Origin of the sequence: Bittarella massiliensis (ex Durand et al. 2017), assembly GCF_017566145.1 — a bacterium.
Classification (GTDB): Bacteria; Bacillota; Clostridia; order Oscillospirales; family Ruminococcaceae; genus Bittarella; species Bittarella massiliensis_A.
Genome location: NZ_JABFCL010000003.1, coordinates 323,596 through 337,274 on the forward strand (window position 1 = coordinate 323,596; position 13,679 = coordinate 337,274).

At 63.4% G+C, this 13,679-nt stretch carries 14 protein-coding genes; 6 read left to right on the top strand and 8 right to left on the bottom strand.

The features are described from left to right. Positions 1-37: 37 nt before the first annotated feature. A complete protein-coding gene (locus tag HJY11_RS05875) occupies positions 38-1,129 on the bottom strand; it encodes a BMP family lipoprotein (protein WP_208075052.1) in 1,092 nt (363 codons plus the stop codon). 342 nt (positions 1,130-1,471) lie between these two features. After that, entirely contained in the window at positions 1,472-2,185 is a 714-nt protein-coding gene (locus tag HJY11_RS05880; RefSeq protein ID WP_208075053.1) for a Crp/Fnr family transcriptional regulator, read from the bottom strand. 84 nt (positions 2,186-2,269) lie between these two features. Between HJY11_RS05880 and HJY11_RS05885 the strand changes: the two genes are divergently transcribed. Next, the gene (locus HJY11_RS05885; RefSeq protein WP_208075054.1) at positions 2,270-3,907 is read left to right on the top strand and encodes a sulfatase family protein; all 1,638 of its coding nucleotides are present in this window, start codon (positions 2,270-2,272) and stop codon (positions 3,905-3,907) included. A 78-nt stretch (positions 3,908-3,985) separates the two neighbouring features. On the opposite strand, the gene HJY11_RS05890 is transcribed toward HJY11_RS05885, so the two are convergent. From HJY11_RS05890 to HJY11_RS05900, 3 genes are all read right to left on the bottom strand, one after another. Beyond that, complete coding sequence (locus HJY11_RS05890) at positions 3,986-5,077, bottom strand: BMP family lipoprotein (RefSeq protein ID WP_208075055.1); 1,092 nt, start codon at positions 5,075-5,077, stop codon at positions 3,986-3,988. 240 nt (positions 5,078-5,317) lie between these two features. Further along, positions 5,318-6,076 (bottom strand): glycerophosphodiester phosphodiesterase, encoded by a 759-nt coding sequence (locus HJY11_RS05895; RefSeq protein WP_208075056.1) that lies wholly within the window; start codon positions 6,074-6,076, stop codon positions 5,318-5,320. A gap of 120 nt (positions 6,077-6,196) precedes the next feature. Further along, complete coding sequence (locus tag HJY11_RS05900) at positions 6,197-6,907, bottom strand: Crp/Fnr family transcriptional regulator (RefSeq protein WP_208075057.1); 711 nt, start codon at positions 6,905-6,907, stop codon at positions 6,197-6,199. Positions 6,908-7,204: 297 nt separating this feature from the next. On the opposite strand from HJY11_RS05900, the gene HJY11_RS05905 reads away from it, so the two are divergent. Then, positions 7,205-8,842 carry a sulfatase family protein gene (locus tag HJY11_RS05905; RefSeq protein WP_208075058.1) on the top strand — a complete coding sequence of 546 codons (1,638 nt, stop codon included), beginning with the start codon at positions 7,205-7,207 and terminating at the stop codon, positions 8,840-8,842. Between the two features lie 84 nt (positions 8,843-8,926). Here HJY11_RS05905 and HJY11_RS05910 read toward each other — a convergent pair whose 3' ends face one another. Both HJY11_RS05910 and HJY11_RS05915 read right to left on the bottom strand, forming a co-directional pair. Continuing rightward, positions 8,927-9,403, bottom strand: coding sequence for a hypothetical protein (locus HJY11_RS05910; RefSeq protein ID WP_208075059.1), 477 nt, complete (start codon positions 9,401-9,403; stop codon positions 8,927-8,929). A 1-nt stretch (position 9,404) separates the two neighbouring features. Further along, a complete protein-coding gene (locus HJY11_RS05915; protein WP_021658022.1) occupies positions 9,405-9,611 on the bottom strand; it encodes a helix-turn-helix transcriptional regulator in 207 nt (68 codons plus the stop codon). Positions 9,612-9,915: 304 nt separating this feature from the next. Here HJY11_RS05915 and HJY11_RS05920 point away from each other — a divergent pair, with 304 nt between their 5' ends. Beyond that, on the top strand, positions 9,916-11,028 hold the full coding sequence (locus HJY11_RS05920) for a radical SAM/SPASM domain-containing protein (RefSeq protein ID WP_208075060.1): 1,113 nt from the start codon (positions 9,916-9,918) through the stop codon (positions 11,026-11,028). 80 nt (positions 11,029-11,108) lie between these two features. Here HJY11_RS05920 and HJY11_RS05925 read toward each other — a convergent pair whose 3' ends face one another. Further along, the gene (locus tag HJY11_RS05925; protein WP_208075061.1) at positions 11,109-11,831 is read right to left on the bottom strand and encodes a helix-turn-helix domain-containing protein; all 723 of its coding nucleotides are present in this window, start codon (positions 11,829-11,831) and stop codon (positions 11,109-11,111) included. Between the two features lie 166 nt (positions 11,832-11,997). Here HJY11_RS05925 and HJY11_RS05930 point away from each other — a divergent pair, with 166 nt between their 5' ends. The 3 genes from HJY11_RS05930 to HJY11_RS05940 all read left to right on the top strand — a co-directional run bounded on the left by HJY11_RS05930 (position 11,998) and on the right by HJY11_RS05940 (position 13,440). Then, on the top strand, positions 11,998-12,258 hold the full coding sequence (locus HJY11_RS05930; protein ID WP_208075062.1) for a hypothetical protein: 261 nt from the start codon (positions 11,998-12,000) through the stop codon (positions 12,256-12,258). Positions 12,259-12,357: 99 nt separating this feature from the next. Continuing rightward, positions 12,358-12,729, top strand: a complete 372-nt coding sequence (locus tag HJY11_RS05935; RefSeq protein ID WP_208075063.1) for a DUF3795 domain-containing protein — start codon at positions 12,358-12,360, stop codon at positions 12,727-12,729. Between the two features lie 18 nt (positions 12,730-12,747). Next, the gene (locus HJY11_RS05940) at positions 12,748-13,440 is read left to right on the top strand and encodes an HD domain-containing protein (protein ID WP_243764216.1); all 693 of its coding nucleotides are present in this window, start codon (positions 12,748-12,750) and stop codon (positions 13,438-13,440) included. The last annotated feature ends 239 nt before the right edge of the window (positions 13,441-13,679 follow it).

The window sequence follows — 13,679 nt, forward strand, 5'->3', positions numbered from 1 at the left end:
CTATGGATTTTTTGGAAGAGGCAGTTGAAAAGGGGACTTACGGCTTGACGCTGTCGCGGAAGGTGACGTATTCGTCCTGATCCATTCCGTAGACCATCTTCACCTCAATCTCGCCCGAGGCGATCTTGTCGGAGAGGCCGCCGATGTAGTCCTGGGTCTCCTGGGGGACCTGGGCCTTGTAGTAGTCGTTCTCGGCGAGGACGGTGATCCCCTCCTTGAGGCCCCACTTGTAGAGCTTGCCGTACTCGGCGGTGCCGTCGACGGTGTCTTTGATGGCCTTGGCCATGGTGATGTCGTTGCGTTTGGTCATGGAGGTGAGGATCACATCGGCGATCTCCGGCTTGGTGTCGATGAAGAACTCGCGCTGGTCGGCGTCCACGCCAATGCCCCAGATGCCCTCGTCCTTGCAGGCCTCAAAGACGCCCAGTCCGGCGCCGCCGGCCACCTGGTGGATCACGTCGGCGTTCATCTGGTTGGCCTGCACCAGGGCCAGCTCTTTGGCCTTGGCGGTGTCGGTGAAGCCGCCGATGAAGGAGTTGGCCACCTTGCCGCTGGGGTTGGCCTCGAGGGAGCCCTGGATGTAGCCGATGATGAAGTTGTTGATGGGGGTGTTGTCGGCCCCGGCCACCAGCCCGACGGTGCCAGTTTTGGACATCTTCTGGGCCAGGGCGCCGGCCAGGAACTCGCCCTCGTGCTGCTTGCTCATGACGGCGAAGACGTTGGGGATGTTTATCTCGGTGGTGGGGGTCAGGTCGGTGACGATGAACTTGGTGTCGGGGTACTCGGTGTGGATGCGGTCGAGGATCTCATAGAACTCGTTTCCGTTCATCACCACGATGTCGTAGCTCTCGGCTGCATCGCGGACAGCCGGCTCCATTTTGGCCTTGTCGGTTCCGTACTCGATGCACTTGGCGCTCAGGTCGATCTCCTGGGCGGCTTTCTGTATTCCCGACCAGGAGAGGTCGTTGAAGGATTTGTCCCCCAGCTGGGCGCAGACGTAGCCCACGCTTTTGTATTCGCTGCCGCTGGCGGAGGAGGTATCTCCCCCCTCGCCGGACTGGCCGCAGCCGGTGAGCAGGGCGGAGGCGGTCAACAGGCACGCCAGGGCGATGGCTCCAGTCTTTTTCATTGCGATGTCGCTCCTTTTTCTCATGTCTCAAAGTGTTGGGTTTGTCGGAGGGGGCGGGCGCTCGCCAGACGGGCCCTGTCGGCGAATTCTGTGTCCCCATTTGCTGAAATCAGTGTAGCATGGCCGCCAAAAAGGGGAAACGACAATTGTCGCTTCCCCCAAAAAAACAAACGGATTTTCGATTTTTCAGTGAAATCACCCAGATATGGTGCTGTCAGCTGCCGCCCCTTTGCCCGATTCGAAAAAGAGCCCCCCTTGCCGCCCCTGCTTTGCCGGTGGGAGAGGAATGCGACAGCTGTCGTTTCCCCCCTCTCTGGCGGCGGCTATAATGGGGGTGTCCCGTCAGAGGGTCAGCTCCTCCACCAATTCGAGAAGCCGCTGGTGCTGCTCCTCGGTGACGGTGATCTTGCGGTGGGAGCCCCCCACATATCCCTTTTCCCGCAGCTTTTGGATGATGCGGTCCACCGAGCGGGGATCGCGGCCGATGTAGCGGCCAATCTCCGAACGGGTTTCGAGGATGCGGATCGCCCCCTCCTCGTCGGGCTCGCAGCAGTCGCGGTAGATGGAGTAGAGAAAGCTGATGTAGCGAGCCCCCGCCAGCAGGGAGTTGTTGACATTGCACTCCCGGTAGAGGCGCTGGTCGTCGTGCTTTTGCTCGATGATGTAGAGGAGGATGGCGTTGTAGACCGGCAGGCAGATCTGGCTCCAGTGGAGAAAGTCCCGTCCGCGGATGCGCAGGGCCGAGACCCGGGTTTTGGCGCGCACCTGGTTGCGCCGCTTCATGGGTTGGGGGGAGAGAATCTCCGCCACCCCGATAAACTGCCCGGCGAAGAGACGGATGCCCGTCAGATCGTTGTCGCCGCTCTCGGCGAAGGCGCGAAAGTGCTCGCACACCCCCCGAACCAGAAAGAACAGGTCGGGCGGGGCAAAGCTGTCCTTCTCGATGAGGAGTTCCCCCGGGCCGATCTGGCACAGTTCGATCTTCTCCTGCTCCTCCTGGGGCAGCCCCTCAAAAAAGGGGACCGCCTGGGGCCACTGCTCCAGCAAATGTGTCACCGCTTGCCGCCTCCATTCTCCTGTACTCCTGTCTTTTAAGATAGCACAGGCGGTGGGCCAATACAATGGAAAGGATGAACGTTTATGCGCTTTCGCGCCAACCGGGAGGACCGGCGTCCCAACATCCTCCTCATCACCTGCGATCAGCTGCGCAGCGACTACCTGGGCTGCTATGGGGCTGACTTTATGCAGACGCCCAACATCGACGCCCTGGCCGTCGAGGGGCGGGTGTACGAAAACGCCTACTCCCCCAACCCGGTCTGCATCCCCGCCCGCATGGGGCTGCTCACCGGTCTGGGCTGCCGGCACCACCAGTTTTACGACAACCGCTGGGCCCCCGACGCCCCGCCTCTCTCCTACAAGTTGCCCACCTTCCCCCAGATCCTCTCGGACAGCGGCTACGACACCTGCGCCGTGGGGAAGATGCACTTTCAGCCCGAGCGGCGATCCAGCGGGTTCGACCACTTTTTCGCCATGGAGGAGGGCCCCTCCTCCCGGGAGGCCGACAGCTATCTGCAATTTCTCAAAGAGCAGGGGTATGGCCGGGTGCAGAGTTTTCACGGGGTACGCCACTGCCTCTACATGCAGCCCCAGCGCAGCCTGCTGCCCGAGGCGCTGCACGGCTCCCACTGGGTGGCCGACCGCTCGATCCAGTACTTAGACGAGCAGCGGGGGCGGCGGCCCTTCCTCCTCTGGACCAGCTTTATCCACCCCCATCCGCCCTTTGACGCGCCCGACGGGTGGGCTGAAATGTACGCGGGCAAGCTGCCGGCCCCGGCGGTCCCCAAGACCCCCCTGGGCCGATTGGCCGAGGAGAACAAGACCCTGGGAGACCTGGCCGACGAGGCCTCCCTGCAGCGGATGCGGGAACTCTACGCCGCCTGTGTCTCCTACTGTGACCATCAGGTGGGGCGGATCGTGGAGAAACTCAAGGAGTTGGACCTCTACGATGACACCCTGATCCTCTTCACCAGCGACCACGGCGAGATGCTGGGGGACCTGGGCACCTATCAGAAATTCCTCCCCTACGACGCCTCTTGCAAAGTTCCCTTTGTCCTGCGCTGGCCGCAGCGGGTGAGGGCCGGGGAGAGGGATTCCCGCTTTGTCGACCTCTACGACTTGCTGCCCACCTTCCTGGACGCCGCCGGGGCCGAATACCCCGACATCTACGACCTGCCGGGGGAGAGCGTCTTTGGCGAGGGGGTCAAGGACCGGCGCTACCAGTACGTGGAGCACCAGCAGGGGAGCAAGCGCTGGTGCATGCTGCGGGATGAGCGGTACAAATATGTCTACTCCTACGGCGACGACGAGCAGCTCTTTGACATGGCAGCCGACCCGCAGGAGACCGAGAACCTGCTGTATGGCGGCGGCACCCCCGAGATGCGGGAGGTGGCCGACCGGCTGCGCCAGCGGCTGATTCGCTACGAGGCGCGCTACGGGCTGAGAGGCGGCATTGTGAACGGGGACTTTGAGACGCGTCCCCGCTACCAGCCGGTCCTCTACTGGGAGGAGAACTTCCCGCCCTTTGTCCGCTCCCTGGTCAGGGAGGGGGAGCGAGAGGAGCTGGACGACATGCTCGACGAGGTGCTCTGGGCCATCCAAAAGGAGCCCACCTCCAAGCCGGCGCAGACCCACGCCCGGGACATCCTGTTGCGGGCGGGCTACTCGAAAGAGCGCATCGACGCACTGATGGAGCGGGCCGATGCGCAGGGCAACGGCTGACGCCGCACAGAGAAAAAGGACTTCGGAAAAAATCCGAAGTCCTTTTTTCAATGGAAAAGGGGAGGGTTTAGAGGGCATTTACGGCTTGACGCTGTCGCGGATGGAGACGAACTCGTCCTGTTCCATGCCGTAGACGGTCTTGACCACCAACTCGCCCGAGGCGATCTTCTTTTCCAGATCGTCGATGTAATCCTGGGTCTCCTGGGGAACGTTGGCCTTGTAGAAGTCGTTCTTGGCCAGGACGGTGACGCCCTCGGCCACGCCCCACATGTTCAGCTTGCCGTATTCGGCGGTGCCGGCCACGGTGTCGCGGATGGCCTTTTCCATGGACATGTCGTTGCGCTTCATCATCGAGGTGAGGATGACGTCGGCCAGATCGGCCTTGCTTTCGATGAAGAACTCGCGCTGGTCGGCGTCCACGCCGATGCCCCAGATGCCGTTCTCCTTGCAGGCCTCAAAGACGCCCAGCCCAGCGCCGCCGGCCACCTGGTGGATGATGTCGGCCTTGGACTGGTTGATCTGCACCAGGGCCAGCTCCTTGGCTTTAGCGGTGTCGGTGTAGCTGCCGATGAAGGAGTGCGCCACCTTGCCGCTGGGATTGGCTTGCAGGGAACCCTGCACGTAGCCGATGATAAAATCGTTGATCGAGACGGTGTCGGTGCCTGCGACCAGGCCGATGGTGCCGGTCTTGGACATCTTCTGGGCCAGAGCCCCGGCCAGGAAGTCGCCCTGGTGCTGTTTGGAGTTGACGCCGAAGAGGTTGGGGATGTCCCACTCCAGAGTCGGGGTCATGTCGGTGGCGATGAACTTCACGTCAGGGTAGTCGGCGTGGATGCGCTGCAGGATCTCCACGTACTCGTTGCCGTTGAAGAGGACGATGTCATAGCTCTCGGCGGCATCGCGGATGCAGGGTTCCATTTTGGACTTGTCAGTTCCCCACTCGATGGCCTTGGCGGTCATTCCCAGATCGCTGGCAGTCCGCTGGATGCCCGACCAGGACAGGTCGGTAAAGGACTTGTCACCCAGCGCGCTGCAGACGTAGCCAATGCTCTTGTACTTGCTCCCCTCGCTGGAGGAGGCGCCCCCCTTGTCGTCGGACTTACCGCAACCGGAGAGGAGGGCGGAGGCCGCCAACAGGCAGGCCAGCGAAACAGCTCCAATCTTTTTCATCATACACACTCCTTTTGAAAGTTGTATCCAAAGCCGGCATCCCCTCTGGAAAACGGGTGCATCCGGCTGCTACTAAATTCAGTATAGCACGGCGATTTTGAGGGGAAATATGACAAATGTCTATTTTGAAAAAGAAAAAGGGAAGGGTGTGCTTTTGATGCTTGTGGTTTTTCCGCTTTCTGGAAGAGGAGGGCCACTCACACCAAAAAGCGGACCCCCCTTGCGGCGGGCCCGCCTTTTTTACCTGTTTGCCTGCGCCTCCAGCTGCCGGCAGAGGGGGAGTATCTCCTCCGGGTGATCCGACTCGATCAGGTCGACCCCCAGGGCCAGGGCTTGGCGCAGCCGCCCCTCGCTGTTGATGACCGAACCGTCCACCAGGTAGCCCGCCCGGTGCAGCTGCGCCACCAGTTGAGGGCAGAGGTTGTCGATGTAGCAGAGGTAGATCTCGGCCTCCATTTCCTCCATCAGCCGAACCGGGTCGACGGGGACAAAGGGGACGATCAGCCCCAGGTGGACTTTTGGCAGCAGCCGTTTGATCCGGCGCAGGGTGGCGTAGTCGGTGCCGAAGACGAAGCTGTACTCGGCAAAGTCGTGCGCCCGGACCGACCGGGCGATCTCCTCGGCCAGGCGGGGCATGGTGGGGGCCATCTGCAGCAGATCGCATTTGATCTCCAGGGCGGCAGGCAGCTCCCGCTGCCGGCACCAGGCCAGGCACTCGTCTAGGGTGTTGATGGAGAAGGCCGCTTTCAGTTGGGCCGCGGTGTAGTCGGCCACCCGCCCGCGCAGGGGGGAGCGCTCGCCCAGGTCCAGGTCGTGATAGACCATGGCCACCTGGTCCTTGGAGAGCTGCACGTCGATTTCGATGTGGGAGAGGCCCAGTTCCACCACTTCCGCAAAGTTTTCGAGGGTGTTTTCCCGCACCTGGGAGAGGTGTCCCCGGTGGCCCCCCACCAACAGCCGTTTGCCCCGGCTCTGGGCGATCTCTTCAAAGAGGGTCATGTTGCCTTCGCGCTCCTTTCGCGTTCCCGTCCGCAGACGGGCTTTTTTCAGTATAGCAGGACAGCTCTTCCAAAAATAGGACAGCTGTCGGCTTTTTTGCAAAAGGGAGCGCTTCCCCTTTTAGAGGGAGCGCTCCTCAATGAAGCGGCGCAGGGTCTGCCGCTGGGCCGAGGTGATGACCACCTTTCCCCGCTCCACCCCTATGCAGCCGGTTTCCCGCAGCTTTTGGATGATGCGGGCCACCGAGCGGGGGTCCCGGCGGATGGACTGGGCGATCTCGGACTGGGTCTCCCACAGCCGCACTGGACCCTGGTAGCCCTGGGGATAGCAGCCCAGATAGACCCCGTAGAGGTAGTCCAGGTAGTAGGCCCCGGCCAGCACCGAGTTGGTGACCGAGCAGTTGCGGTAGAGCGTCTGCATGCGGTGCTTTTGCTCTAGGCTCTCAAAGATCACGGCGTTGTAGACCGGCAGGCAGACCTGGCTCCAGTGGAGGAAGTCCTCCCCTCGGATGCGCAGGGCGCAGAGAGGGGTCTTGGCCACCACCGCCGCTGTCCGCTTCATGGGGACAGGGCTGACGATCTCCGACAGGCCGATAAACTGGTTGGCGCAGATGCGGTAGCCCAGGTCGTTGTCCCCCGCCAGGGAGAAGGCGCTGTACAGCTCGCACACCCCTTTGACCACCAGAAACAGATCGGGCGGGGCAAAGCTGTCCTTCTCGATCAGGGTCTGGCGGGCGGCCCGCTCCACCAGGGTGATCTTTCCCTTCTCCTCGGGGGGGAGGGGGGAGAAGAGATTGGCCGCCCAAGGCCAGCGCCCCAGCGGTTCGCCCATCTCTTTCACCGCCTTTCATCAAGGTATTTCTCTCTCCATCAGATTAGCACAGGCGACCGATTTATACAAGAAATACCGGACAAGTTCCCCCTGTCGTTGCTGGGCCCTTTGCCCCGGGCGACCGGCAAATTTTTGCGGCAAAAATGACAGGTGTCGTTTTCCACCCAAGAGCTGGAAGTTATAATAGAGACAAAGCTGGGGAGGTATGCCGCCCCCCACCCGCTTCCCGCGAAGACCGCCTCTCCGCGCCCAACCGGCCCGGCCGGCGGATCCGAATCAATGGAAAGGATGGTTACCATGCGTTACCGAGTCAACCAGGAGGACCGGCGTCCCAACATCCTCCTCATCACCTGCGATCAGCTGCGCAGCGACTACCTGGGCTGCTATGGGGCCGACTTTATGCAGACGCCCAACATCGACGCCCTGGCCGCCGAGGGGAGGGTGTACGAAAACGCCTACTCCCCCAACCCGGTCTGCATCCCCGCCCGGCACAACCTGCTCACCGGGCTCACCGACCGCCACCACGGCTTTGACGACAACTACTTCGGGGCCGAGGCCAAGCCCCTGCCCTACTATCTGCCCACCTTCCCCCAGATCCTCTCGGACAACGGCTACGACACCTGCGCCGTGGGGAAGATGCACTTTCAGCCCGAGCGGCGGATGAACGGCTTTGACCACTTCTTCAACATGGACGAGGTCCCCCCCGACAGGGAGGCCGACGACTACATGCTCTTTTTGAAGGAGAAGGGCTACGGCAACCTGCAGAGCATCAACGGGGTGCGCCACTGCCTCTACATGCAGCCCCAGCGGGCCCTCATGCCCGAAGAGCTGCACGGCTCCCACTGGGTGGCCGACCGCTCGATCCAGTACTTAGACGAACAGCGGGGGCGGCGGCCCTTCCTCCTCTGGACCGGTTTTATCCACCCTCATCCGCCCCTGCACATCCCCGACGAGTGGGCCGAGATGTACGCCGGCAAGCTGCCGGCCCCCTCTGTCCCCAAGACCCCCTTGGGCCTGCTGGCCGAGGAGAACAAGACCCTGGGCGACCTGCCCACCCCTGAGGCGGTGCAGCGGATGCGGGAGATGTACGCGGCGGCCATCTCCTACGTGGACTTTCAGGTGGGGCGGATCGTGGAGAAACTCAAGGAGCTGGACCTCTACGATGACACCCTGATCCTCTTTACCAGCGACCACGGCGAGATGCTGGGGGACCTGGGCACCTACCAGAAGTTCCTCCCCTACGACGCATCCTGCAAGATCCCCTTCATCGTCCACTGGCCCCAAAAGGTGGCGGCGGGAGAGAGAGATCCCCGCTTTGTCGATCTCAACGACGTGCTGCCCACCTTCCTGGACGCCGCCGGAGCCGAATACCCCGACGTCTACGACCTGCCGGGGGAGAGCGTCTTTGGCGAGGGGGTCAAGGACCGGCGCTACCAGTACGTGGAGCACCAGCAGGGGAGCAAGCGCTGGTGCATGCTGCGGGATGAGCGGTACAAATATGTCTACTCCTACGGCGACGACGAGCAGCTCTTTGACATGGCAGCCGACCCGCAGGAGACCGAGAACCTGCTGTATGGCGGCGGCACCCCCGAGATGCGGGAGGTGGCCGACCGGCTGCGCCAGCGGCTGATTCGCTACGAGGCGCGCTACGGGCTGAAAGGCGGTGTTGTGAACGGCGATTTTGAGAAGCGCCCCCGCTACCAGCCGGTCCTCTACTGGGAGGAGAACTTCCCCAGCTTTGTGAAGATGCTGGTCAAAGAGGGGGAGAGGGAAGCCCTCAACGACATGCTCGACGAGGTGCTCTGGGCCATTGAGAAGGAGCCCACCGTCAAGTTGAGCCTCAACCATACCCGCGACATCCTGCAGCGGGCGGGCTACTCGAAAGAGCGCATCGACGCGCTGATGGAGCGGGCCAAAGAGCAGGGAAATTACTAGAGCCGACCTTTTGAGATGGGGAAACGGCGAGAGGGGACCGGGGCTTTTCGCCCCGGTCCCCTCTTTTTGTGCGGCGGCTAAAAATCAGTCGGTCCCGCCGGTCTGCCGGTCGAAGTGAAAGCGGAGGATGCCGGTGAGCAGGGCCTCGGCCAGGGCGGCGCAGATCAGTGCCACAAAGGCCCCGATGCTGAAATAGCCCGCCACCACTGCCGCCGCCAGCAGCAGGATGGTCATCCACCGCCAGCTGTACCGGCCGGCCATCTGCTCCACGTACTGGGTGCGCTCGTCCTGCTCTTCCAGCAGCAGGGCGGTGAGCCGGGCGTCGTCGCGCAGGGCGAGGAGGTAGCGCACCACAAAGAAGATGGCCACCGCCTCCAGCCCGAGGAGCATGCCCGTCTGAAAGCCGGCGAAGAAGTCGGTGTAATGGGTGTCGCCGACGAGGGGGGACAGAGACCGGGTCGCCGCCAGCACGGCCAGCAGCACGATGCAGCCGCTGCCCACGGCAAAAAAGGCCAGTCGGCGGCGCAGGGTCGCGCGCATCCGTTCGAGTTTCTTTTCCATTTTAATTCTCCTCCCAGTCTGAAAAGTCGAAAACCTCTTCGATGGTCAGTCCAAAGTAGTGGGCGATCTTGTAGGCCAGCGGCAGAGAGGCGGTGTACTTTCCCACCTCAATGGAGGTGATGGTCTGCCGGGTGGTGCCCACGGCGGCGGCCAACTCCTCCTGCGAGAGTTTGCGCTCCCGGCGCAGCTGGCGGATAATGCTCTTCACAGGCAGCCCTCCTTTTTTGGTTAGCAAAGCTCGCTTTGCATTTTTAGTATAGCTTACTTTGCAAAATATGTCAAGCTTACTTTGCAAAAATAATTTGGAAAAGAAAAATAGACAGCTGTCATTTTCAGCGGGGGGAGAATTCGCTATAATGAAAAAAGCCGCGGTCCCGCGGCAACCGGCTGTCCGGTGGGCGGGGAAACAGGGCGCCTGGCGCCCGGCGGCAAGACAGGACAAACCCTCCCGCCCGGCGGGAGTGACGGGGCCCTTTGGCGGGGCCCCTTTAGAAGAGAGGGGGAAGTGCGCCGTGCCCGCTGTGAGTATGCTCATCAAGCCCGCCTCCGACGCCTGCGACCTGCGCTGCAGCTACTGCTTTTACGCCGATCTGGCCGAAAAGGGGGGCTGCCCCAGTGGCCAGCGGATGTCGGAAGAGACCCTGGCGGCGGTGATCCAAAAGGGGATGGCTGCCGCGGAGGGGGCCTGCCGGTTTGCCTTTCAGGGGGGAGAGCCCACCCTGGCCGGACTGGACTTTTTTCGCCGGGCGGTGGATCTGCAGAGGGCGTTTTCGCGCGAGGGGCTGCGGGTGGAGAACGCCATTCAGACCAACGGCTGCTCCATCGACGCCGAGTGGGCGGCCTTTTTGGCCCAGGAGCGGTTTTTGGTGGGCCTCTCCCTGGACGGCACCCGGGCCAGCCACGACGCCTTTCGCCGGGACAGCCGGGGAGAGGGCACCTTTCGCCGGGTGCTTTCCGCCCACAAGCTGCTGCGCGAGGCGGGGGCCGAGGTGAATATCCTGACGGTGGTGACCCCGGCGGTGGCCCGCCAGGCCGACAGGGTCTGGGACTTTTACCGAGAGCAGGGGTTTGACTACCTGCAGTTTATCCCCTGTATGGCCCCCCTGGGCCAGCCGGCTGCCGGCCCCCAGGCCCTGACCCAAAAGCAGTATGGAGACTTTCTCTGCCGCATCTTCGACCTCTGGCACAGCGACCTGCGGCGGGGGCGGTATGTCAATGTGCGCTACTTTGAAAACCTGCTGGGGCTGGCCGCCGGCCGCCCGCCGGAGGAGTGCGGCCTCTGCGGGCGCTGCGCCAACCAGCTGGTGGTGGAGTCCGACGGGTCGGTCTACCCCTGCGACTTCTACGTCCTCCCCCAGTGGAAGCTGGGGGAGATCGGCAGAGACGATCTTTCAGACCTGTTGCGCTCGCCCCCCTCGGGGGAGTTCACCGCCCCGCTGCCCCTGCCGCCCCGCTGCGGCGGCTGTCGCTGGCGGCCCCTCTGTGGGGGCGGCTGCCGCCGGGAGCGGGAGACCCCAGACGGCTTGGGGGAGTACCGCTGGTGCGCCGCCACCCGCCGGTTTTTGGAGTACGCCTGGCCCCGGCTGCAGAAGTTGGTGCCCTACGTGCGGCGGGACGGGCGGTAGAGAGCGCAAAAAAACGCCCGCCCTTTTTCCCAGACAGGGGAAAGAGGGCGGGCGTTTTTTCTTTTTGCAGAGGGGAGAAATCAGAGTTTTCCCACCACCTGGCCGCTGCAGGAGACCTGCTCGAACCGGGCCAGGAAGATGTCCGGGTAGTCGGGGTTGAGGGAGATCAGCCGGTCGCCCCCAAAGCGTTTGAAGTAGCCCTCGCCGTCCAGGGTGAAGACCCCCAGCTCCCCCACCGGCACCGCCTCCTGCTGGCGCACCAGCAGGATGTCGCCGTCCAGGTAGTCGGGCATCATGCTGTCGCCGCAGACCCGCAGGGCAAAGTCGGCCCGGGCCGAGGCGGGGGTCAGGGGGACCTCCAGATCTTCGGTGTCGCTGGAGTCCAGGTAGACACCGGTGCCGGCCGAGACCGGCAGGGCGTAAAAGGGGATGACCTTGGTGCTGGCCCGGCGGGCGGCGGTTTTGGCCCGGCGGCAGCGCGCCACCTCTTTTTGCAGGATGGTCTCCACCAGTTCGCGGCTGTAATCGTCCAGCTGGCGGTAGCCTGTGAGCAGGGATTCCTCCTCTGCGGTGAGGGCTGCCTGCACCCCTGCGGGACCGGCGGGGTAGTGCCCGGCAAAGAGGTAGTTGGCGTCGCACCCCAGGACCTGAAACAGCTTGTAGAGTACAGGTTCCTTGGGGTGACTGACTTCATTTTCGTAATTTCCCACGGCGGATTTGGTGATGCCAAGCTGTTTGGCCAGTTCGCCCTGGGTGAGGCCGAGGCGTTCCCGCCCGGCCCGTATCTGTTTGCCAATGCCCACTGTTAAGCCCTCCTTTTGTTCATATTCTAACATGCGCCCCGGCTGTGGTCAAGGAAAAAGTACAAGAAATTTGAATTTTCTATTGACAACACAAGTTTCTTGCGGTACACTGAGACCACACAAGAAACTTGTACATTCCCTTTGCTTACAAGAAGGAGAGAGACGTATGAAATCATATAAATCCATCTTTACCGGGCTGGCCATCGCCGCCCTCTTCTTTGCTGCCGGCGCCCTCGATGCCGGGTTCTTCTCGGTGGGACAGGCCTTCTTCACCTGCCTGGCCTCGGTGGCCCTTCTCTGCTGGAGCAGCCTGCTGCGCCCGGCTCGCCGCCGTCGGCCCGCCCGCCGGCCCCAGCCCGCCGCCCGGCAGGCGGGAGGGGCGTTTCGGCCCCAGTTGGCCCCCCGCAGCAGGGGCAGCGCGGCGTAAGAGCCGGCAAAGAGGAGGCCTTCCCCTTCTCGGGAGGGGGGAGTGGGGTGCGGCTTGGCAGCCGTGCCCCCTTTTAAATGGGAGAGGGGAGAGCAAGGGATGGAGAGAGAAAAGTCGTTTGCCTGCTGTGGGCTGGCCTGCTGCCTCTGCGAGGTGGGGGACTGCCGCGGCTGCCGGGGAGAGGGCTGTCCGCAGGAGACGGGCTGCACCCTTCGCCGGTGCTGCCTGGAGAGGGGGCTGGACGGCTGCTGGCAGTGCGAGCAGTTTCCCTGCGGGGAGTTGATGTTGCAGAGACCCCGCAACAGGGCCTTTCTCCGCTTCCTGAGGGACCGGGGGGAGGCGGCCCTTTTGGATCGCCTTGAGGCGGACGAGCGGGCGGGGATGCGCTATCATCACCCGGGCGCACTCACCGGTGACTACGACGACCTGGGGGGCGAGGAGGCCATCTACCGCCATCTGCGGGGACTGTGAGAGAGGGGGAAAAAGGGTTTGACGCGCGCACAGTACGACCTGATTGAAGGGAAGATGCTCGCCTGCACGGAGGACAGCGCCCACGACCGGGAGCACGTCTACCGGGTGCTGCACCTGGCCCTGGAGATCGCCGCCACCGAGCCGGATTGTGACCGGGAGGTGCTGGCGGCTGCCTGCCTGCTACACGACATCGGCCGCCCGGCGCAGTTTGCCGACAGCCGGGTCGACCACGCCGGCGCCGGTGCGGCACAGGCCGCCCGCTTTTTGCGGGAAAAGGGCTTTCCGCCTGCCTTTGCCGGGCGGGTGGGGGACTGCATCCGCACCCACCGCTTTCGCAGCAGCGCCCCGCCTGAGAGCCTGGAGGCCAAAATCCTCTTCGACGCCGACAAGATCGACAGTTCCGGGGCCATGGGGGTGGCCCGCACCCTGCTCTGCCAGGGACAGATGGGCCAGCCCCTCTACACCCTGCGGCCGGACGGCCGTGTCTCCGACGGACAGGGGGAGAAGGCCCCCTCTTTTTTCCGGGAGTACCGCCGCAAGCTGGAGGGGCTTGGCGACAGGCTCTACACCCCGTGCGGCCGGGCTATGGCCGCCCAGCGCCGCGCCGCGGCCGCCGCCTTTTACCGGAGTTTGCTGGCCGAGGCCCGCGCCGCGGGCGATGGAGAGAGGATTCCTCCCGCCCTCTGGAAAGGGCCTTGCATCGACCTTTGAAACAGAAGGGCTTCCCCCCGCTGAAAATTGCCTGGCGGTGGGGCGGCAGCCCAATGGAAAACAGCACCCCAAACAAAAAGAGACGCCGCTGCCCGGATTGCCGGGTGGCGGCGTCTCTTTTGTGTCCCTCTGCACGGGCGCTGGCGGTTGGCGGAGAGGGGAGATGGGGAAGGGCCCTGGCGCGTCACCGCCTCCCATTTCCCAGGGGGGTGGCCTGGCCGGGTGAGAGAGACGGCTGT

What these genes read in the sequence shown, in the direction of transcription:
- HJY11_RS05875 (WP_208075052.1), bottom strand. Translation starts at nt 1,129, where the DNA reads ATGAAAAAGACTGGAGCCATCGCCCTGGCGTGCCTGTTGACCGCCTCC.
- HJY11_RS05885 (WP_208075054.1), top strand. Translation starts at nt 2,270, where the DNA reads ATGCGCTTTCGCGCCAACCGGGAGGACCGGCGTCCCAACATCCTCCTC.
- HJY11_RS05890 (WP_208075055.1), bottom strand. Translation starts at nt 5,077, where the DNA reads ATGAAAAAGATTGGAGCTGTTTCGCTGGCCTGCCTGTTGGCGGCCTCC.
- HJY11_RS05895 (WP_208075056.1), bottom strand. Translation starts at nt 6,076, where the DNA reads ATGACCCTCTTTGAAGAGATCGCCCAGAGCCGGGGCAAACGGCTGTTG.
- HJY11_RS05900 (WP_208075057.1), bottom strand. Translation starts at nt 6,907, where the DNA reads ATGGGCGAACCGCTGGGGCGCTGGCCTTGGGCGGCCAATCTCTTCTCC.
- HJY11_RS05905 (WP_208075058.1), top strand. Translation starts at nt 7,205, where the DNA reads ATGCGTTACCGAGTCAACCAGGAGGACCGGCGTCCCAACATCCTCCTC.
- HJY11_RS05910 (WP_208075059.1), bottom strand. Translation starts at nt 9,403, where the DNA reads ATGGAAAAGAAACTCGAACGGATGCGCGCGACCCTGCGCCGCCGACTG.
- HJY11_RS05930 (WP_208075062.1), top strand. Translation starts at nt 11,998, where the DNA reads ATGAAATCATATAAATCCATCTTTACCGGGCTGGCCATCGCCGCCCTC.
- HJY11_RS05935 (WP_208075063.1), top strand. Translation starts at nt 12,358, where the DNA reads ATGGAGAGAGAAAAGTCGTTTGCCTGCTGTGGGCTGGCCTGCTGCCTC.